The sequence below is a fragment of the Streptococcus varani genome, from assembly GCF_001375655.1.
GTDB lineage: Bacteria > Bacillota > Bacilli > Lactobacillales > Streptococcaceae > Streptococcus > Streptococcus varani.
Window position 1 is genome coordinate 379,293 of record NZ_CTEN01000002.1, and the last position, 20,038, is coordinate 399,330.

Below are 20,038 nucleotides of genomic sequence, written 5' to 3' on the forward strand. Positions count from 1 at the left end.
AGGGAACTTCTTTAGCAGATTTCTCCCTTGCTTCGACTTTTTTATGGGTGTGAAATGAGCATATTGATTTTCAAAGAGTAGGAACTATTTTTTCGACTTAACTCTTGAGATACAGTCGTTGCACCAGTCTTTAACAGCTTGTCCAAGTTCTTTTTTTGTTAACCCATCAACATTTAAGATATCCACCTTATCTTGTCCAATAAACCAATCGTATTTTAAGGGTAAAAAATGGTTCAAATAGAAATCAAAGAAATGCCTAGTTCGATTATTGTCGCCATTTTTGTGTTCTCGTAATGTCTGCTCAGACGCCTCTAAAAATAAGATCCTATCTGGCATGCATTGCCTTAGTTGCTTCAACTCTTCTTTCAAAACTCTTTCAACTGGCCAGTTTTCTCCTATTGTTTCAGGATAATGAAGGGTATAAAATTCTATCTCCTCTGCACCAAAATCCATTACAGTGATGGGAAACTTTTGGATTTCTTCCCATCGTTTTATCTCTTGAGAAATCCATAATTTTTGAATTTCTATGTAGTCTTCAAAAATTGTCTTATCTAGTTGGCGCCTCATTATTTCTTGGATAACTTCTGTATTATTCTCATAGCTGATATGGAAATAATCAGCCTCTTCTTTCAGATATTCAATGGCAGTTGTTTTTCCAACTGCCATACAGCCTTGCAGGGATAATATCATGTTACTCCTCCTCAATCAAAATAGGTCTTTAAATGTTCGGTTTCTGCCTGTGTCAAGGTGCGATAAGCACCCGGTGGCAAGGAATCTTCCAAGTCAAATCCTCCAAAACTGAGGCGTTTCAGATAGGTGACCTTTACGCCATAAGCCAGAAACATTTTCTTAATCTGATGGAATTTCCCTTCTGAAATAGTGATACGAGCCGAACTGTATCCTGCATGACTGGATAAAATATCCAACTTGGCAGGTTTACACCTTGTCCCATCTAAGAAGACTACACCCTTTTTGAAAAAATCGGGTGCATCAGAGGTCAAGGAATCATTGACCTCTACATAGTAGGTTTTTTCAACATGATGCTTGAGATGAAGCATGCGATAGCCAAGTGGTCCATTATTGCTTAATAAAATCAAGCCTTCTGTATCCCGGTCCAAGCGACCAATGGGGTAGATGCCTCCTTTTCTATCTTCTGGAGAAAGCATTTCTAAAACCGTTCTATGTTTAATATCTGAACAAGCGGATACGATACCGGCTGGTTTGTTTAGGATGTAGTAAACTTCTTGTTCCGTCTCTACTTTTTGTCCAGCAAGTCGAATATCTTGTAGGTGACAATCCACTATTAAACCAGCCTTGTCAATAAGGTGGCCATCTACCGTCACTTGCTTGCTTTTGATCAACTTTTTTAATTGGTTGCGGCTGACTAATCCAGCTGCCATTACTGCATTGTCTAATCTCATGGTTCCATTTTATCATAAAGAAAAAAGTCTGAGAACAACTCTCAGACTAAGATACAATTATAGTTTTGAAGCTGCAGCTTGGTCAGCAATAACAATCACATCTGGATGGTTTTGAAGGATACTTGCTGGTAAATTTTCCGTTACAGGTCCATTAACCATCTGTGCCAGAGCATCCGCTTTCCCCTCGCCAAAGGCCAAGAGTAAAATGGTTTTAGACTTCATGATGGAGGCAATCCCCATAGAAATGGCTTGCTTAGGCACATCTTCGATACTGTCAAAGAAACGGCTATTGGCTTCAATCGTATCCTGAGCCAAATCCACAAGGTGAGTAGTGATATCAAAAGAAGTTCCTGGTTCATTAAAACCAATATGACCGTTGCGACCAATGCCCAAAACTTGCACATCGATGGGATGGTTTTCAATGACTGCATCATAGCGTTTCACTTCTGCATCCAAATCCTCAGCTAAACCATTTGGTAAAAAGTTCTGATTGAATGGTTTGGCATTAAAGAGGTGCTCCCGCATAAAGTAGTCATAACTCTGGTCATTGTCTACTGGCAAGCCAACATATTCATCCAAGTTTATGCTGATCATATCTGAGAAATCCAAATCACTTTTAACGATTTCTTGGTAGAGAGTAATGGGTGTACTTCCAGTTGCTAGACCTAAGGTTTTAGCTCCAGCAGCAAGCTTTTCAAACAAGAGATCGAAGGCAACTTTTCCGCCCTCAAGGGAATCTTCTACTTTAATAATTTTCATACTTAGCTCCTTTATAAGTGGTTATAACCATTATATGGTATATACCAATTTTTGTCAACTTTTATCTCCAAAATTTTTAGATAAAGTATGATATAATATGGACATGCTAACTCACGTACTCATTTTATTTTTTATCGGACTGTTCCTCTGCTTATTTGCCTTTTTTCTCCGCAGTCATCCTGGTCTCAAACTGACGCTAACGATCATCGGAGGCCTTCTTATGGCCAGTCCTTTTGCCCTACTGATTTACCTTTTTACTATTATTTTTTCTAACTAAGGATAGCTATGAATACCAACGATTTTGATTTTGAATTACCTGACGAGCTCATTGCTCAGACTCCCTTAGAAGTGCGCGATTCTTCCCGTCTATTGATTCTAGACCGGAAAAATAAAAGCATGACCGATAGTCATTTTGATAGCATTTTGGACCAACTTCAGCCTGGTGATGCTCTCGTCATGAACAACACGCGTGTCCTTCCTGCTCGCCTATACGGTGAGAAACCAGAAACCCATGGTCACGTGGAACTACTTCTTTTGAAAAATACCCAAGCTGACCAGTGGGAAGTCCTTGCTAAACCTGCTAAACGCCTTCGAGTAGGGGCACAAATTTCTTTTGGAGATGGTCGCCTCATGGCTACTGTGCTTGAAGAATTGGAGCACGGTGGACGGATCGTCGAATTTAGCTATGATGGGATTTTTCTGGAGGTTTTAGAAAGTTTGGGCGAAATGCCTCTACCCCCATATATCCATGAAAAATTGAAGGATCGCGATCGCTACCAAACTGTCTATGCCAAAGAAAATGGGTCAGCCGCAGCGCCAACCGCCGGTCTTCATTTTACCAAGGAACTTTTGGAACAAATTGAAGCCAAGGGTGTAAAGTTAGTTTACCTGACTCTTCATGTTGGTCTAGGAACGTTTAGACCGGTATCTGTTGACAATCTTGATGAACATGAGATGCACTCCGAATACTATCAACTCAGTCAAGAAGGTGCCGATACCTTAAATCAGGTCAAGGAAAATGGTGGTCGTGTGGTGGCTGTCGGTACGACATCTATCCGAACCCTAGAAACAATCGGCAACAAATTTGATGGGAAACTTGTAGCAGATTCTGGCTGGACTTCTATCTTTATCAAGCCAGGTTACCAGTTCAAAGTAGTGGATGCTTTTTCCACCAACTTTCATCTTCCAAAATCAACTCTAGTCATGCTGGTCTCCGCTTTCGCTGGAAAAGACTTTGTCTTGGAAGCCTACCGCCATGCCGTTCATGAAAAATACCGCTTCTTCAGCTTTGGCGATGCCATGTTTCTTTCTTAATAGAGGTTTCTATGAATAAAATCGACAGCCGACACCAACTCATTCGTTCTCTCATTATGGAGAATAAAATCCATACCCAGCAAGAACTGCAAGATATGCTGGAGCTCAATGGAGTTCAAGTTACCCAGTCTACTCTATCGCGAGATATTAAACTGCTCAATTTGGTTAAGATTAGCGAATCCGGCTCAGCATACTATGTTATCAACAGCATAGCTCCTTCTCGTTGGGAAAAGCGTCTGCGCTTCTACATGGAGGATGCACTGGTCATGCTTAAACCAGTCCAGCATCAGGTTGTTTTAAAAAGTTTACCGGGCTTAGCCCAATCCTTTGGTTCCATCTTAGATGCCATGGAAATTCCCAATGTCGTCGCAACGGTCTGTGGTGATGACGTGTGTCTCATTATCTGTGAAGATAGAGAGGCTGCCCTAGACTGTTTTGAAACACTCAAACAATACACACCCCCATTCTTTTTCAGTAAAAGATAAGGAGTCTGAGACAAAATTGTCTCAAACTCCTTTTTGATTATCACGGTTTCTATCTCAAACTTTTTGTTTACCGATAAAAACCTGAGTGCCAATTTCCACCTGACTCTCGATAGCAATGGATAAAGCCAGGCGATCTAAAACCTGTTTGGTCATATATAGACCCAGGCCAGTTGCTTTCTTATGTTCATGTCCATTAAAGCCCGTAAAACCTTCCTCAAAGAGTCTAGGAAGGTCCTCAGACAAAATGCCCATACCTGTATCCAAAATGGTGATACCTTTTTCATCCATTTTTACAGCAATTTGACCACCATCTTTCGAATACTTGATCGCATTGTCCAAGACTTGAGAGAGTGCAAAACTCAACCATTTCTTATCGGATTTGAGCTGCCAATCCCCCTCAATATTCACCGAAAGATTCTTGGCTAGAAAGGAAACCCGGTACTTCTTAATCAGATCCATGATAATTTCTCTGCTAGAACAGATTTCAAAACGAAAGTCATCTTTATTCCCAGAAAATTTGAGATAGTTGAGGAGAGTATCCAGGTATTTTTCCAATCTTAGTAACTGTTGGCGGACTTCTTGTTTGTCTAATTGATCTGTTTGAGCCATAAGAGATAAGGCTGATAGGGGAACTTTCATCTGATGAGACCACATTTTGATCAAATCTTGCAAGCCTTGATGTTGATGTTTAGCATCCAGCAATCTCTGAGACTGGCTGGATTTTATTGCAAGAATCAAATCCCGATAAGACTCTTCTGAGGGCAAGGTAAAGTCAGCCAACTCTTCGACAGAAAGAAATGTCTCTAAGGTTTTCATTTTTTTTCTAAAACCCAAGAATAACCAGATGCTGATGCCGAATAAAAGAGTTAGGTTAAACGAAAAGCTCGTTAGGAAGAAAGTTATTGGTAAATGATAGAGGAAAAAAGTCAGGAGGTAGAGGCCAGTCATGCTAGCATAAAGCAGGTACCACTTGCTATATTCTTTTAAAAATTTTGCAATCATTTGAGTAAGTATCCCACTCCTCTCACTGTATGAATGCGGTCAAAACCGATTGGTAAGACCTTCTTACGGAGTCTCGTCATATTAACACTGAGGGTATTTTGGTCAATAAAACTCTCATTCTCCCAGAGTTTCTCCAGTAACTCATCCTTAGACACTACTTGGTTTAGATGAGAAAAGAGAATGGTCAGTATCTTATTTTCTGTCGGTGTCAGGGTAATTTCTTCTCGGCCATTTGACAGCAAACCGTCACGGGTAAGGCTAAAGATATCCAGCTGAAAATCATCCTGAGAAAATTGGTGACTTCGTCGTAAGAAGGCGGCAATTTTAGCATCCAAAATAGTCAATGAGAAGGGCTTGGAGATGAAATCATCCCCACCCATATTGAGAGCCATAACAGCATCCATTTCAGCATCGCTAGAAGAAATGAAGATAATAGGTATGGTCAAATATTTGCGTATTTCTGTCATCCAATAGAATCCATTAAAATAAGGCAAAGTAATATCCATGAGAATGAGGTCAGGTTTGGCGGCCAAGACCTCGCTTTTTACATCGCGAAAATTAGACACACCAGTAACATCGTAGTTCTGAGCTAGATGGCCTTTCAGCAAGTCGACAATGGTCTTATCATCCTCAATGATGAAAATTTTTCCTTGTTTGTTCATAGTTCCATTATAGCAAAAAGTGACGAAAATTCGCCACTTCTACTTACCTTTCAATCATTTTGTAATAGCTTCTGCTGGTCAACTTGTAAATCAAGAAATAAATCAATAAGATACCAAGCACTGTTACTGCGCTCACCGAATAAATGAATTGATCTCCTTGAACTCCAAAGAAGAGGAGTAATTTTTTCAAAATCGGAAGAGCCATTAAAAAGTGTATGATTGCAATACCAAGTGGCAAGAAGAAAACTAAAATGATTTGAGAATTGATGGTTTTCTTCACCTGATTGAAGCTCATTCCCACTTCTTGTAAGATCCGATAGGAGCGTTTATCTTGGCTTCCTTCTGAAATTTGTTTGTAGTAAATAATGAGAGCTGCTCCTAGTAAGAAAGCAATTCCTAGCAAGAAACCAGTAAAGAGGAAACCACCTGTCATCTGCAAACTTTCTTTACGGTAGTTGTCTTGACTTTCATAGAGGGCAACTGTACCGTCTTCTTCATAATAGGGCAAGTAATTGTTGCGGTTTTCTGAGGTATCCTGGAGAACAAGCCGCTCTTCTTTTGATAAATCGGCAAAAGCTATATAATTATAGTTGTAATCAAAGCGGGAAACTTGGTCATAAGGAACACGCATGCTTTCCATGGTAGCATCATCTGAAACGACAAGGACACCTGCTGGGATAGCGCTATTCATTAGGAGCATGTTCTTGAGAGATTTGATCTGATAGACATTCTCATACGATTGACCGAACCAGGTCAGGGTTTTAAATGGTTTAATACTTTTTGAAGCATCGTAACTAGCAAAGGCTACTTGACCTTTCTCTAACTGAGGCAGATCGTTACCAAGCTTACGAAAATCTTCTTGACTCATGACCTCCATAATACCTGCTTGATTAATAGAAGCCAAATCCCGATAACCGTTTGTTGCTCTTTCATCCACAATCAGATTATCTTCCTGGTTGTAAAGGATTGTAAAACTAAGATTCATGTAAGTCGAAAATTGGTCGTGAGCCTCAACACCAGCATTTTTTAAAGGAGAATAAATTTGATTTTCCATGATGGATTCAGCTTCTTGACGATTGTTTATGGACTGAATCTCCACCTTATCGGTCTTTGGAAAAGACATCTTAACCAGATTTTCTGTGCTGGTATAAAGAGCAACTGTCGAAAAAATGGTGACAAAAGCCATGATGGCTAATAGTGTAATATTCGCCAAACCAGCAGCATTTTGCTTCATGCGAAAAATCATCTGTGAAACGGTAATAAAATTTTCTGGCTTGTAAAAATGACCTTTGTTCTTACGTCGTGCCTTCAAATACCAGCTGATAAAACTAATAAAGAAGAGATAAGTTCCTAGGATAACCGCTAGAATAGCTTGGAAAAAGCGTGTAATCCCTACAAGTGCACTCACTTCGCCAGCTGTAAGGGATAGATAATAACCAAATGCAAGAGCAGAAACCCCGATAAGAGCAAGAAAAATATTCCCGCGCGGTTCTCTTTCACCTTGACTTTGATTGCCAAAAAGATTGAGAGCAGATGTCCGAGAAATTTTGATGACATTTACTACTTCTAAGAACAGGAAAATACCAGCAAAAACTGAGATCGAAATGACAAAAGCAACTGGAGATACGGAAAAATGTAGTTGATCATAGTTAATCAAATGTACAAAAATCAGATAAAAAAGCTTGGAGAAAATGGCACTGAGAATGGATCCCAGAACTACTGTTAGAAAATAGACTATGCCCAATTCAAGGGTAGATAGCCAAATAATCTGTTTCTTGTTCATACCTAAAATATTATAGAGCCCAAATTCTTGATTGCGTTGCCGCAAGAGAAAATTAAAACTATATAGACAAAGAATAGCTGACAAAATAACGAGAACGACAATAGCTAATTCAAGGGCAACAACTCCTGTCCCCATACTTTTGACTGTTGGACTGGCCAGAATCAGCAGGGTAATAGAGGTAAATATGAAGGTTGTGATAGAGACTAGGAAAAATGGGGCAAAGTGCTGAAAGGACTGCTTGAGGTTATTAATGGCTAGTTTGAGGTAAAACATGCTTATTCACCTCCTAACAAGGCAGACATACTGAGGGAAATTTCCTTGCTAAATTCGGAATTGGATTTATTGCCACGGTAGATCTGATGGAAAATCCGTCCATCCTTGATGAAGAGGACTCGTTTGGCATGGCTAGCAGCATTGGCTGAATGGGTCACCATAAGGATAGTTTGACCGTCTAGATTGATATCCTCAAAGAGATTGAGAAGGTCTTCTGAATTACGATAGTCCAGGGCTGCGGTTGGTTCATCCGCCAAGAGGATTTGTGGATTGGTAATCAAACTACGAGCAATGGCCACACGTTGCTTTTGACCGCCTGACAATTCAAAGGGACGCTTGTTCAACAAGTTATCAATCCGCAGTTTTTCAGCCACACCTATCAGACGACTTTCCATTTCCTTATAGTTCTTGCGATCGAGTACCAATGGCAAGAAAATATTATCACGAACCGTCAAGGTATCCAGGAGGTTAAAGTCTTGAAAAACAAAGCCGAGGTTTCTTAAGCGAAAGCTAGCCAACTCACTCTCCTTGATTTTCGTAATATCCTTACCATCCAAAATGACTGAGCCATTACTGGGTTTATCCAAGGTAGCTAGGATATTGAGGAGACTGGTTTTACCAGACCCAGACTCACCCATGATGGCAATGAATTCCCCCTTGTCAACCTTGAAATCGACATCCTGCAGGGCTTGTGTGACTTCTTTTGAAAAACGAGTGCGGTAAACTTTTTCTAAGTGTTTGATTTCTAATAACATGATGTTCTCCTAAATATATTATATCTTAAAGTTTTATTTTACAAAAGGTTGTATGGGAGTAGCCTGGTAAACAAATATCATAGCATCATAATAGTCCTGTGGTCTTCCTTGAATGCGATGACTCGGAGGATAAAAGTGCATCAAGAAAGAATAAGTCTCTCCTAAACTTCCCATAGACACAGGTTTAGAAATAAGATTAAAAATTTCTCCACCTTCCTTAATCTTTTTAAAATCCAGATAGTACGAGCCACCAAATCTCTTGGCTTGTGCAGCTAGTGGATCTGCCGAGTTGAAGGATTGATTGCTTCTGCCTGAATTAGAATTAATATTGACAGTCGTATAGAAATAGTCACTGCCAATAACATAGTATCCCTTTGAATATTGTTGGTGTAATCGACTTCCCATTGTAGTAAAGAATCTATCTTGATAAGCTATATGACCATTATGACCTGCAATTAAAATCCGACCATTGCCCCTTTCCTCTTCGAAGGCCTTAATCCAACTTACATTTTCAGTCATATAAGCATCACGCGCATTATTGACAGCTATATAATCATTCCCAGGATTCTGATAGTATTCAAGGGCATGGAACATATTGCTAATTACCTGAGAAACAAGTTGAGCCTCAGCTGTTTTTGGAGCAACGTTAATCCTAGACTGGATTTTCTTCAATGTCTCAAATGCTACTTTACTATCTTCAATAGAAAGACCTCTTGAGAGATTTTTAATTGGATTTAATACAACTTGAAGGTTTTCTTCGTTCAATAAGTTCTGGTTTTTGCAATAGTCCAAAACCAAATCAACTCCTTTTTCTGGATTTTGCATATCAAACCCATAGAAAGAAAGTTGTTCGGATGGCATTTTACCTAAATTATACTCTCTCATCCAATCAATTAAATCTTGCATTTGCTTGGTTTGATAAATGTCAAAAGATAGATATTTCACCATATCCTTAGCATTCCCATCGCCACCATGTACATATTTATTAACAATGAGTCCTCCTGAAAAATCAGTTTCCAAGGCAAAAGAACGGACATTTTCTTTTTCAACTAGTTTTTTCAAAACGGTTAATTTCAACTCTTGAAATTCTACATTCCCATGACTGGCTTCTCCAAGTCCAATAATTTTTACATCGTTGGAAATATCTATTTCTGAAACACTCTGTGCTACATGATCCACTTCTAAGATTTCCTCTTGAGCTAGAGCTGGCGTCCCATAAACCCAAACTGCATCCGAAATAACAAGAATAGATATAGCGCCAACAATCAGAACTAAGAACCATTTCACTATTTTCTTTAAAACTTTCATTGTTTTCCCCTATCTAAATACGATTCATGTGTTTAATAGGTCTTCTGCCTGACCAATACCAGACTGAAAGACTAATCAGTCCAATGATTATTAGACTTAAGATGGTTAAGAAAGAATAGAAATCAAGATTTGACATGACCAAAACCTCCTTTTGAAAAGATCCTTGAAAGGAAATAAATGAAGAGACTAGTGATTGCAATGACAACTAAAACTATTATAGAAATGAAACTCCTGATTGTTCTCATAACATCCTCCCTTTTTTACTACAAAATAACTTGTTTATTTACAGTCTTAGTATAGCGAAAAAAGAAGGCTTGAAACTTACAGAGAAATCCTGTCGCCTTACAGTTTTGTAAGAAAAAACCTGAGATTCTCCTATTGAAAATCTCAGGTTTCGTGCTCTCTTCCCGAATGGATTTTAAGAATTACCACTCATATTGGTCTGCATTGTCTTTATTTACCAAATAGATTGGTGATACAGTTTGTTTTTCAACTGTTTTACCTTGGTAGTGGTCGATGGCTGCTTGAAGAGCGATTTCGCCCATTTTAGCAGGTTGTTGTGCAATAGTGGCTGTCATTTCTCCAGCTTTGATGGCTTTATGCGCATCTGGTTGGCCATCAATACCGATAATCATTACATTGGTCAAACCAGCTGATTTAACAGCTTGGGCTGCACCCAATGCCATTTCATCATTTTGAGCAAAGATGACTTGAACATCTTTATTTGCTTGAATCATGTTTTGAGTCGTGTTAAGGGCTTGTGCGCGGTCAAAATTAGCTGATTGACTAGAAAGAACAGATAATTTAGCTTTAGCGATATCATTGAAGCCTTTACCACGGTCTACAGTTGCGGAAGCCCCTGGGACACCTGATAATTCAAATGCTTTGGCCTTTTCGCCAAGTTCTTTGACAGCAAATTCTGCAGCCATTTTACCAGCTTCAACGTTGTCTGATGCAACAGTTGTCAATACTTCACCACCATTGCTGCCACGGTCAATCAAGATAACCGGGATGTTTGCAGCATTGGCATCTTTGATAACAGGAACAATGGCATCTGAGTCAACTGGGTTAATCAAGATAGCATCCACTTTTTGGCTAATAAAATTTTGAACATCATTCGCTTGACGGGCTGCATCATCTTGAGCATCTGATAGTTTTAATGTCAGACCTTGAGTGGATGCAGATTTTTCCAGACCGTCTTTCATTGCTACGAAATAAGGGTTGTTTGTGGTAGAAAGTGATACACCAATGTTGAGATCTTTCGCATCTTTTTTAGTAACTTCTGTTGAAGTTGATTTATTATTGCCAAGACCTGTTTGACCACAAGCACCTAGTACAAAAATAAAGGACATGAGTAAAGCGATAAAGCCAAATTTTTTTCCAAGTTTCATTGTTAAAACTCCTTTTTAGATAAATGATATTTTATGAAGATTTCGCTACTTTAAAGCGATCCAATAGGACAGCAATTAAAATCACACCTCCCTTTACGACTTGCTGCCAAAACGCGGATAAACCAATAATATTTAAACCATTATTTAAAACACCGATAATCAAGGCACCAATCAAGGTTCCTAAGATGCGGCCTTTCCCACCAGACAGTGAGGTTCCACCTAGTACTACTGCTGCAATGGCATCCATCTCATAACTCGCTCCAGCTGTTGGTTGTGCTGAGCTAAGACGCGATGTGATAATCAAGCCGGAAATGGAAGCCATGATACCAGAGATTGTGTAGATGATTATTTTGACCTTGTTCAATTTAACGCCCGAAATGTAGGCTGCTTTTTCGTTGCCACCTAGAGCATAAACGGATTTACCAAATGCTGTTTTGTGGAGCAAGAGATAGAGAATCAAGAAGACAAGGAACATGAGGATAACTGGAAAAGGTATGCCAACAATATAACCTTGACCTAAAAATTGGAATAAGAAGCTATCTCCCAAGCCTTGTGTTAGAGGATTTCCGTTGGTAAAGACAAGAGTCGCCCCACGGAAAATCGTCATAGAAGCTAGAGTGACAATAAAGGGAGCCAACTTCCCAAATGCAACCAATAGTCCATTTAACATCCCAAAAATACCACCTAAGCAAATGGCTAGGACAATGGCAAATGGAACAGGTACACCAGCAGCAATCAAACCGGCTGTCAAGGCACTTGACAGTGCCAAGATAGATCCGACGGATAAGTCAATCCCACCTGTGAGGATAACAAATGTCATCCCAAAAGCAATAAATCCGTTGGCTGTTACTTGTAGCAACAAATTCAATAGATTATTGGTGGTTAAAAAGTTTGGATTGATCATAGTGATGACCACCATTAAACCAATCAGAGCAATCAGAGTTGTTAGCTCTGACATATATTTCATTACATTCTTCACCTTAATGTCCCCCTGTAGCTAATTCCATCACTTTTTCTTGAGTAGCTTCAGCTTTCTTCAATTCTCCCATGATGCGACCTTCATGCATGACCATGATGCGGTCACTCACACCAAGTACCTCTGGTAAGTCAGAAGATACCATGATAATTGGGACACCCCGTTCAGCCAATTCATTCATCAACTGATAAATTTCCCGTTTGGCTCCGACATCCACTCCCCGAGTAGGTTCATCCAGAATCAATATCTTGGGTGCAATTCCAATCCATTTGGCCAAAACAACCTTTTGTTGATTCCCACCTGATAATTTGTTAACCGCCAATTGAGGAGTTCCTGATTTCACCCGCAAGCGTTCAATCAATTTGAGGACAAATGCCTCGCTGGTCTTCTCATCAAAAAAAACATTCTTGCTAAAATCTTTGGTGCTAGGCAAGGTCATATTGTCCTTAATAGAAAAGTCTAAAATCAAGCCTTCTTCCTTGCGATCTTCGGTCAAAAAACCAATGCCTTGTTGAATGGCTTGTGATGGAGAGGTAATCTGAACTTCGTTACTCGCTATTTTTATAGTGCCACTCGTTTTTTTGTTTAAGCCAAAAATAGCACGCATCAGTTCGGTACGGCCAGAGCCCATCAGCCCAGAGAAACCTAAGATTTCTCCTTCTCTCACGTAGAAAGAAGCCTCTTCAAAACCCTCACCTGTCAACTTTTCAACCTCAAAAGCCACCTCACCTATCCTAGCATTTTTTTCAGGATAGTAATCAGACAGCTCCCGTCCAACCATTTTCTTGACCAGTTCTTGCGGATTTGTTTGGGCAGTCGGTTGGGTGTCTACTACAATCCCGTCACGCATGACTGTGACCAGATTGGTGATTTTAAAGATTTCTTCCATTCGATGGGAAATATAGACGATCCCAACTCCCTGTTGTTTCAGACTGGCAATGATCTCAAAGAGAGTTTCTGTCTCACGATCCGTCAAAGCTGCTGTCGGCTCATCCATAATCAGAATCGAAATTTCCGATAAAAGACTTTTGGCAATTTCAATCATTTGCTGCTGTCCAACGGATAGTTGTCCAATCACTGTGTCTAAGGGAATGCTGATGCCCAATCGTTTAAAAACGGCCTCAGCTTTTGTCTTCATCGCCTTCTGATCTAGGAAGCCAAAGGATGTTTTCAATTCCCGTCCTAAGAACAAATTTTCCAGAACGGTCATCTCAGGCCAGGTATTCATTTCTTGATGAATAAAGCTTAGTCCAGCTTCTTCTGCCAGTTGGGGATTGGCAAAAGCAACCTCCTGACCATCAATATAAATAGTCCCGGTCGTTGCAGGAAAGAGTCCTGTCAAGATATTCATCAAGGTTGATTTTCCAGCACCATTTTCGCCCATCAGGGCATGAACTTGACCAGATTCGATCACCAAATCAATTTTTTCTAAAACTTGATTACTGCCGAAAGCCTTGGAAATATCCCGCATTTCAATACGCATATAGTGTTTCCTTTCTATATGGTGACACCTGACTGGAGAATCACATTAGAATATGGGGTGTTTTCTCCAGTTCGAATAACAGCCTTAACCTGATGGTTGCATTCTTTTAATTCTTCATGACTGATAAACTCAACGGTTACATTTTTATCTAATTTGCTCAAGAGTTTTTCAAGTTGATCTGGATTAACCGTTTTGATTTCTTCCGCCAATATCACTTTTTCAACCACGACATTCTCCAAGTACATATCAATGACTTCTTGAAAATTGGGTTTACCAGGAATCAAGGCTAGGTCAATCTTTTCAACCTGACTTGGAACGGGTAAACCTAGATCGCCGATACAAACCTGATCGGTATGTCCTAGGTCATCGACCAATTTAGCAATATTGCTATTTAAGATTCCATTTTTCTTCATAAGCTGGATGCTCCTTCATTTCTTCTAATCTTGGCATGCCGCCTTGGGCACCAAATTTTTCTACTGACAGATGTGAGGCTAGGCTGGCAAATTTCAAGGCTTCTTCTAAAGGCATTTTTTTGGTTAGAGCCAAACCAAGAGCGCCATTAAAGGTATCTCCTGCTCCAGTCGTATCCACAACCTTGGCTGGAATTGCAGGAATTTCTTGAATAGTGGTTCCATCAAAGAAAACCGAGCCTTTTGCCCCAAGGGTACAAATCAGTTTATTGGGATACTGTTTTAATAGTTGTTCCAGATTATCTTGTCCAAAGATCTCCTGACACTCATGCTCATTTGGAGTAAGATAGTGAACAAAGTCAATCATTTCCTTATCTGTAGAACGAGCTGGCCCAGGATTATAGAGAACTTTCACGCCTTTTTCTGAACAAAACTGAGCAATGGCTAGATTGGGCTCATGAGGAATCTCATTCTGCAAGATAACCAAGTCAGCTGCTGCTATCCCTTCCCACTCCTTGTCCCACTTGTCCGTATCAACCGTGCCATTGGCACCAGGACAATAGATAATTCGATTGTCTTGATTAAAAATAGTAATCTGAGCAACGCCGCTAGATTGTGGTACCGTTCCCACAAATGCTGTAGAAACACCATTCTCTTCTAAATTCTGCAATAGGATTGGTCCATAGGAGTCTTGACCAACAGCACCCAGCATGGTAATGTGATCCTCTTTGCTGGCCAAACGCCCCACTGCAACCGCTTGGTTGGCGCCTTTTCCACCCGGTACCATCGAAAAACGATCTCCAAATACCGTTTCTCCCTCTTGAGCAATTCGACTGGTTTCCATCACCAAGTCCATGGAAATACTTCCAATAATCACAATTTTACTCATGTTTCCTCCTTATCGTTTCTCTGTCAACATAATGGACAGGAAGTTTGATCCGATTTTTTTCAATCGGTAATTGATTGGCAATCTTATAAATCAATTCAGCAGCCTTGTAGCCCATCTGATAGGAAGACTGATGAATGGTGGATAGAGATGGGTAGGTTAACTGACTCATGAGAATATCATCATACCCTATGACCTGCACATCTTCAGGGATTTTTTTCCCTTGAGAGTGAAGCTCATGCATAAACGCAATGGCATGAATATCCGATGGAGCAATGATACTATCTATATTTTTTTGCTCTTGTAAAGCCGTTCTTGCTTCTTGCTGAATCTTCTCAAAGTCAAAACTTTGACTTGTGCAGATCTTTACAGTGACTTCCTTATCTTTTAAATAATGATAGCTAGCCTCAAAACGCTGCCCAATATTTTCTGCATTATCCAGCGGTCCTTTAATCAAAAGAATGTTCTTCCCACCAGATTTTATAATGGTTTCTGCTGAAAGTTTCCCACCAGCCTTATTATCCGAAAAAACACCATATTTCGTCTCTTTATCCACCCGGTCAACAACCACTACCGGAATGGTAATCTCTGGATGCGTTTTGGTAAAATCATGAGTTGTGATAATACCCGCTGCATTGCTTTGTAATAAGACCTTTAAATAATCTTCTTCCAAAGATTGGCTATCTGAGAAATTCCCCAGCATGATGCGATAGCCTTTTTCCTTTAAATACTCCTCAGCACCCCTAGCCAGTCTTGGAAAGAATGGATTGGAAATATCTGGCAACAAGAGACCAACCAGTTGATTTTTTTTTGTTTTTAAGGATTGGGCAATCATGTTCGGACTGTAATGTAGTTTTTGGATAGAAGCCTTAATTTTTTCACGAGCCTCATCACTAACATATCCTTTTTCAGAGATATATCGCGATACTGTAGATTTTGAAACACCTGCTTCTTCTGCAACTTGTTTTATTGTAACCAAACTCTTTCTCCTATTGTGGGACCGTTCTCACAATTCATATTGTAATCGTTTTCTTTTTACTTGTCAAGCATTTTTTTGAAATAAAAAAAGAAAAAATGAGCATTGGTAAGAAGCCTACCAGTACTGATTTTTTCCTGTTAATAAAATAAATTTAAGCTGCTTTACAGTTCTATTCCATCTCTAACAACATATCCTTATGCGGAATCCCATCCTCCAGATACATGTCTGACACAGGCTGAAAGCCGAATGATCTGTAAAAGTCTTCTAGGTAACTTTGTCCAGAAATTTGGATGCTTTTTTCTCCTAACTCTTCTACTAGAAAGGCAATTGCTCTTGCCATCAACTGTTGAGCCAGGCCTTGACCACGGTGAGAGTTCACCACCAAAACACGCCCGATGGATGCTTGAGGAAAGGTAACGCCAGCTGGAAGGATGCGGGCATAGGCTACTAATTCGCCATTCTCTTGTCCTAGCAAGTGATAGCAAACCTGGTCATTGTTATCAACTTCTAGATAGGGACATTCTTGTTCCACCACAAAGACAGCCGTACGAGCTGCTAACAGAGCATAGAGCTCCTCTAGGTCCAATTCTTGAAATTTCTTAATTATCCACTCCATTTTAATCACCTTTTTTCTTTTTTGATTCCATTATATAGTCGAATGAATGAACTTTTAGACTAGGAATTGAGACGCAGGAGGCTGGGCAAAAAGTACAAACCTCTTTAATAATGCTCGGTATATGTTCAAGACGCAGTAGCCTAGTGGAGATTCCTTCGCTTTTTTAAAGCTTGGACATTGACGCTGACCTTGTCAGCTCTGTTTCCACACTCTAACAGTCTCCCAGACTATTAGAGCTACTAGGCTTGCGGGGGTTGGGAGTGAAAGAGCCTGGGAAGAGGCTTTTTGAGCCCGAACCTAAAAATTGAACATGAGGGGAACTATTTTTGCAATTGTCGCGTTCTGTCCTACTCCCAAGTAGAAAATGACGATGTATCAACGTTCATTCAAATGACTAAAGCACAAAGCCTAGAGTGGGTAGGACACTCTAGGCAAGGAACTCATTCCTACTGGATTGCAAAATAAATAGGATAAACTGGATCTATTTATTTTCCTTTGATTTCTTTTGGAAATAAATCAGACCTGCTACACCGACGACAACCACTACCCCTATCCCAACAATAAGCAGATTATTAGTAGAGGAAGTCGTCTTTTCTGTTTCATTACTGTCTTTATTTTCTTTTGGTAGAGTTTCTACTCTTTCTTCTAAAGATTTTTCAATTTCTTTGAGGCGAGTAAAGGTTTCTTCAGCCCGTTTCATACTATCTTCAGTAGCTTTTTGGCTAGCCTTTTGTGGATCTGTTTCAAATAAGGTCAGCATTGCCTGATCCACTGCATCTTGTTGGCTTATCCAATCCGCCTCTAACATCTTGATTTCGTCAATAACTTCATTGCCAAATTCTTGAGGATGCTGAGCGACCATATCATTGATATGGGAAATAACCCAATACCAAGAATCTGGGCTGTAGTCACTACTTTTATCCTTGTAGGCTTTGTAGGTATCTGTGATATTGCCATAGTAAGGAAGATATGGAGCATTCCGTGGACTACCTACTGCTAACCACATGACTCCTCCACCAAATTCTTTTGGTAGCTTATCCTTGAGTTGGAAGATATGAGCTTCCATCACATTTGGGTTTGAAATGGGGTAAGCATATCCATCCACAGCTTTTTTACCATCTGGTTTACCTTTCCCATCCAATTCCATTTGGTCCAAAGGTTTTAAATCCATTCCTTCAAAACGATTGCGTTGCAAATCCATGGCATCTTTGACAGTATATTTCTTGCTGCTGGTTTGCAATAATTCGTAGTATTGGTCTTCATAAGTAATCTTAGCATCTGGATTGAGGGCCTTGATCCCTGAGAAAGAGCGTGAACGGTTTGCATCTGACATAGGAGGATTATAGGATTGAGCGATATGGAAGCTACCATCCACTTCCTTATAGCTTTCAGCTTTTTTCGCTATATCAACAACAGCAGATGATGCCACAACATTATTTTTATCCGCAAAATCAACATGACCTAGATAGAAAGTATTTGGAAAGACAGCAAATTTATCACTAGGGAATTTGATGGCCACATATTGGTGACCAGACAAAATTTCCATATACCAGATGCCTTCTTTATCAGCAAGAACAACGATATTGCCCTCTGCAGAACCTTTTTCGGTGACAATTTTTGCCAGTAATTCGACTCCTTCTTTAGCTGTCTTGGTATTTTGTAGAACGATGCTGGCCATGGATGACTCTGCAAGACCATTTTCAACATAAGGATCTACTGCTAAAATCTTGTCATTGGCAGTTGCGGATACAGTGGCTGAAATGGATAGACCATACTCATTAAAACCAGCCTCATCGAAGACACCATATTCAGGTGTCACATCTGGAACTGCAGTATATTTGTTGGAAGTAGCAGGTAACGGATATTCAAAGCCATTTGATTGATCCTTCCAAGTTGACCCAGCTGGGTTATCTGTCCGAGGATAGACAACAAATGTCTTATTGTGGTTTGGTTCCAAGTCTTCTGTACGTCCGTAAAGCCAAGAACCATCTTCTGTCAAGTCTTTTCCTATGATAAAACCGGTACAAGCTAAGACAGTTGGTTGTAAAATAAAGAGACTAGTGCAGATGATTAAGAAGAGCGCTAAACATTTTTTTCTCATAGAAATCCTCCTCATAAAAAGAAATGATAGCATAAAAATGAGCCCAAAACAGCCTGAGTATGCTTTCAGACTGCTCACAGGCCCATCATTTTAGTCTATAGTAGCCAAGCGATACAATGCTTCTGCATAGATATCCATAGCCTCATACATATGATCTAGATTGATCCGTTCATTTTCCTGATGTTCTGTTTGAAGACCATCTGGGAAACAAGCTCCAAAGGCGACACAATTTGGCATGGTTCTAGCAAAGGTTGCTCCACCAGATGATTTAGCTGGAGTCCTATCTCCTGTTTTTTCTTGATAAACGCTCATCAAAGTAGAAACTAAGGAACTGTCTAAAGGAACATAAAGAGAAGCTAGATAGTCAAATTCTTCATAGTCTAGCCCATAAGCTGCCGCTTTTTCAGACAATACTTTGACCAATTCTTCTTTATTTGCTAAAACAGGTATCCGAATATCCAGACGGATTTCAGATAGTTCTTGAGTAAGGGTTAAACCAGCGATGTTGAAGCTCAGATCACCAGAAGCTTGATCAGTAATCAAACCAAATAAACTGGAACCAGTTGCATCTTCTCCAACGGCATCAGCAATAAATTGAAGAGTGGGATGGTCAGAGAATTTGCGCAAGGCCTTGGCCAGACGGACAATAGCATTCACTCCCTTAGCCGCATCTTTGGCATGGCGAGAGACACCTAAAACAGTCAGGTTAGTGTCGCTTATCTCATAGTCAAAATCAAGCGCATCTAATTCTGCCTTTACTTCTTCCAAAAGTGGACCCTGATAGCTTGCCTTTGCTGGAACAATATTGTAGGCTTGCCCTGCTTCTAAGCGAATATCCTTATCCCCAAGTCCGATTAGTTTAGCCTGTAATAGACCTTTTTCAGCATAGGTCAGAGGAAAACCAGAATCGGGCGCGAAGCCCATGTCAGCAACTTCTTCTAGATGATTGTAACGATTCATACAGCGCCAGAGGGTTTCCTCATCTGTACCAAAGATAAATCGAATCCGTTTCGTCAAAACAACACCCACATCGAGAAGGGCCTTGAGGGCATAGAGAGCCATCATAGAAGGACCTTTATCATCCTGTGTTCCTCTACCATGGAGATGATTATCTTTGAGGACGGCTTCAAAAGGAGGTGTCTCCCAGTTGGCTAAATCACCAGCTGGGACGACATCCAAGTGGCAGAGAACCGCTAATAGTTGATCCCCTTGACCAATTTCAGCATAACCATAGTAGCCTTCCGGATCAAGGTAGGTTGAAAATCCAAGTTTCTCACATAATTTGAGACTATGTTCCAAAACATCTTGGATAGCCTGGCCAAAGGGGGTTCCATTTTCCCCTTCTTGGCAAACAGACGGATAGGATACTAGTTCCTTGATGGCTTGGATACATTGCTTATGGTGTTCTTCTGTTACAAAAGTTTGCATCGTTCA

At 40.1% G+C, this 20,038-nt stretch carries 19 protein-coding genes; 2 read left to right on the top strand and 17 right to left on the bottom strand.

Translation table 11 applies throughout. The annotated features are described in order from the left end of the window. Positions 1-84: 84 nt before the first annotated feature. From BN1356_RS05435 to nagB, 3 genes are read right to left on the bottom strand one after another with little or no spacing between them, the layout of a single operon-like run. Positions 85-666: an ATP-binding protein gene (locus BN1356_RS05435; RefSeq protein WP_245620305.1), complete on the bottom strand. Its 582-nt coding sequence runs from the start codon at positions 664-666 to the stop codon at positions 85-87. A gap of 35 nt (positions 667-701) precedes the next feature. Then, positions 702-1,421 carry a pseudouridine synthase gene (locus BN1356_RS05440; protein ID WP_093650384.1) on the bottom strand — a complete coding sequence of 240 codons (720 nt, stop codon included), beginning with the start codon at positions 1,419-1,421 and terminating at the stop codon, positions 702-704. A 57-nt stretch (positions 1,422-1,478) separates the two neighbouring features. Continuing rightward, positions 1,479-2,180, bottom strand: a complete 702-nt coding sequence (gene nagB, locus BN1356_RS05445) for a glucosamine-6-phosphate deaminase (RefSeq protein WP_093650385.1) — start codon at positions 2,178-2,180, stop codon at positions 1,479-1,481. 285 nt (positions 2,181-2,465) lie between these two features. Here nagB and queA point away from each other — a divergent pair, with 285 nt between their 5' ends. Both queA and BN1356_RS05460 read left to right on the top strand, forming a co-directional pair. Continuing rightward, complete coding sequence (gene queA / locus BN1356_RS05455; protein ID WP_093650387.1) at positions 2,466-3,494, top strand: tRNA preQ1(34) S-adenosylmethionine ribosyltransferase-isomerase QueA; 1,029 nt, start codon at positions 2,466-2,468, stop codon at positions 3,492-3,494. An 11-nt stretch (positions 3,495-3,505) separates the two neighbouring features. Beyond that, a complete protein-coding gene (locus BN1356_RS05460) occupies positions 3,506-3,979 on the top strand; it encodes an arginine repressor (protein ID WP_093650388.1) in 474 nt (157 codons plus the stop codon). Positions 3,980-4,033: 54 nt separating this feature from the next. Here BN1356_RS05460 and BN1356_RS05465 read toward each other — a convergent pair whose 3' ends face one another. The 14 genes from BN1356_RS05465 to BN1356_RS05530 all read right to left on the bottom strand — a co-directional run bounded on the left by BN1356_RS05465 (position 4,034) and on the right by BN1356_RS05530 (position 20,032). Beyond that, a complete protein-coding gene (locus BN1356_RS05465) occupies positions 4,034-4,981 on the bottom strand; it encodes a sensor histidine kinase (RefSeq protein ID WP_093650389.1) in 948 nt (315 codons plus the stop codon). Next, positions 4,978-5,643: a response regulator transcription factor gene (locus BN1356_RS05470; protein WP_093650390.1), complete on the bottom strand. Its 666-nt coding sequence runs from the start codon at positions 5,641-5,643 to the stop codon at positions 4,978-4,980. The genes BN1356_RS05465 and BN1356_RS05470 overlap by 4 nt, the downstream gene beginning before the upstream one ends. A 43-nt stretch (positions 5,644-5,686) precedes the next feature. Further along, the gene (locus BN1356_RS05475; protein ID WP_093650391.1) at positions 5,687-7,699 is read right to left on the bottom strand and encodes an ABC transporter permease; all 2,013 of its coding nucleotides are present in this window, start codon (positions 7,697-7,699) and stop codon (positions 5,687-5,689) included. 2 nt (positions 7,700-7,701) lie between these two features. Next, on the bottom strand, positions 7,702-8,454 hold the full coding sequence (locus BN1356_RS05480; protein WP_093650392.1) for an ABC transporter ATP-binding protein: 753 nt from the start codon (positions 8,452-8,454) through the stop codon (positions 7,702-7,704). 33 nt (positions 8,455-8,487) lie between these two features. Continuing rightward, on the bottom strand, positions 8,488-9,762 hold the full coding sequence (locus tag BN1356_RS05485) for an erythromycin esterase family protein (RefSeq protein WP_093650393.1): 1,275 nt from the start codon (positions 9,760-9,762) through the stop codon (positions 8,488-8,490). Positions 9,763-10,187: 425 nt separating this feature from the next. Next, positions 10,188-11,153 (bottom strand): substrate-binding domain-containing protein, encoded by a 966-nt coding sequence (locus BN1356_RS05490; RefSeq protein WP_093650394.1) that lies wholly within the window; start codon positions 11,151-11,153, stop codon positions 10,188-10,190. Positions 11,154-11,184: 31 nt separating this feature from the next. Beyond that, entirely contained in the window at positions 11,185-12,132 is a 948-nt protein-coding gene (locus BN1356_RS05495) for an ABC transporter permease subunit (protein ID WP_093650395.1), read from the bottom strand. Between the two features lies 1 nt (position 12,133). Further along, positions 12,134-13,612, bottom strand: a complete 1,479-nt coding sequence (locus tag BN1356_RS05500) for a sugar ABC transporter ATP-binding protein (RefSeq protein WP_093650396.1) — start codon at positions 13,610-13,612, stop codon at positions 12,134-12,136. A gap of 14 nt (positions 13,613-13,626) precedes the next feature. After that, positions 13,627-14,025 (bottom strand): D-ribose pyranase, encoded by a 399-nt coding sequence (gene rbsD, locus BN1356_RS05505; RefSeq protein ID WP_093650397.1) that lies wholly within the window; start codon positions 14,023-14,025, stop codon positions 13,627-13,629. Then, positions 14,000-14,911 carry a ribokinase gene (rbsK, locus tag BN1356_RS05510; RefSeq protein WP_093650398.1) on the bottom strand — a complete coding sequence of 304 codons (912 nt, stop codon included), beginning with the start codon at positions 14,909-14,911 and terminating at the stop codon, positions 14,000-14,002. The genes rbsD and rbsK overlap by 26 nt, the downstream gene beginning before the upstream one ends. Further along, a complete protein-coding gene (locus BN1356_RS05515) occupies positions 14,904-15,887 on the bottom strand; it encodes a LacI family DNA-binding transcriptional regulator (RefSeq protein WP_093650399.1) in 984 nt (327 codons plus the stop codon). Before BN1356_RS05515 ends, rbsK begins: the two co-directional genes overlap by 8 nt. 169 nt (positions 15,888-16,056) lie before the next feature. Next, positions 16,057-16,503, bottom strand: coding sequence for a GNAT family N-acetyltransferase (locus tag BN1356_RS05520; protein ID WP_093650400.1), 447 nt, complete (start codon positions 16,501-16,503; stop codon positions 16,057-16,059). A 481-nt stretch (positions 16,504-16,984) separates the two neighbouring features. Next, positions 16,985-18,604, bottom strand: a complete 1,620-nt coding sequence (locus BN1356_RS05525) for a C69 family dipeptidase (RefSeq protein ID WP_093650401.1) — start codon at positions 18,602-18,604, stop codon at positions 16,985-16,987. A gap of 90 nt (positions 18,605-18,694) precedes the next feature. Further along, on the bottom strand, positions 18,695-20,032 hold the full coding sequence (locus tag BN1356_RS05530; protein ID WP_093650402.1) for a dipeptidase: 1,338 nt from the start codon (positions 20,030-20,032) through the stop codon (positions 18,695-18,697). Positions 20,033-20,038: the final 6 nt, after the last annotated feature.

What these genes read in the sequence shown, in the direction of transcription:
- BN1356_RS05435 (WP_245620305.1), bottom strand. Translation starts at nt 666, where the DNA reads ATGGCAGTTGGAAAAACAACTGCCATTGAATATCTGAAAGAAGAGGCT.
- BN1356_RS05440 (WP_093650384.1), bottom strand. Translation starts at nt 1,421, where the DNA reads ATGAGATTAGACAATGCAGTAATGGCAGCTGGATTAGTCAGCCGCAAC.
- nagB (WP_093650385.1), bottom strand. Translation starts at nt 2,180, where the DNA reads ATGAAAATTATTAAAGTAGAAGATTCCCTTGAGGGCGGAAAAGTTGCC.
- queA (WP_093650387.1), top strand. Translation starts at nt 2,466, where the DNA reads ATGAATACCAACGATTTTGATTTTGAATTACCTGACGAGCTCATTGCT.
- BN1356_RS05460 (WP_093650388.1), top strand. Translation starts at nt 3,506, where the DNA reads ATGAATAAAATCGACAGCCGACACCAACTCATTCGTTCTCTCATTATG.
- BN1356_RS05465 (WP_093650389.1), bottom strand. Translation starts at nt 4,981, where the DNA reads ATGATTGCAAAATTTTTAAAAGAATATAGCAAGTGGTACCTGCTTTAT.
- BN1356_RS05470 (WP_093650390.1), bottom strand. Translation starts at nt 5,643, where the DNA reads ATGAACAAACAAGGAAAAATTTTCATCATTGAGGATGATAAGACCATT.
- BN1356_RS05475 (WP_093650391.1), bottom strand. Translation starts at nt 7,699, where the DNA reads ATGTTTTACCTCAAACTAGCCATTAATAACCTCAAGCAGTCCTTTCAG.
- BN1356_RS05480 (WP_093650392.1), bottom strand. Translation starts at nt 8,454, where the DNA reads ATGTTATTAGAAATCAAACACTTAGAAAAAGTTTACCGCACTCGTTTT.
- BN1356_RS05485 (WP_093650393.1), bottom strand. Translation starts at nt 9,762, where the DNA reads ATGAAAGTTTTAAAGAAAATAGTGAAATGGTTCTTAGTTCTGATTGTT.
- BN1356_RS05490 (WP_093650394.1), bottom strand. Translation starts at nt 11,153, where the DNA reads ATGAAACTTGGAAAAAAATTTGGCTTTATCGCTTTACTCATGTCCTTT.
- BN1356_RS05500 (WP_093650396.1), bottom strand. Translation starts at nt 13,612, where the DNA reads ATGCGTATTGAAATGCGGGATATTTCCAAGGCTTTCGGCAGTAATCAA.
- rbsD (WP_093650397.1), bottom strand. Translation starts at nt 14,025, where the DNA reads ATGAAGAAAAATGGAATCTTAAATAGCAATATTGCTAAATTGGTCGAT.
- rbsK (WP_093650398.1), bottom strand. Translation starts at nt 14,911, where the DNA reads ATGAGTAAAATTGTGATTATTGGAAGTATTTCCATGGACTTGGTGATG.
- BN1356_RS05520 (WP_093650400.1), bottom strand. Translation starts at nt 16,503, where the DNA reads ATGGAGTGGATAATTAAGAAATTTCAAGAATTGGACCTAGAGGAGCTC.
- BN1356_RS05525 (WP_093650401.1), bottom strand. Translation starts at nt 18,604, where the DNA reads ATGAGAAAAAAATGTTTAGCGCTCTTCTTAATCATCTGCACTAGTCTC.
- BN1356_RS05530 (WP_093650402.1), bottom strand. Translation starts at nt 20,032, where the DNA reads ATGCAAACTTTTGTAACAGAAGAACACCATAAGCAATGTATCCAAGCC.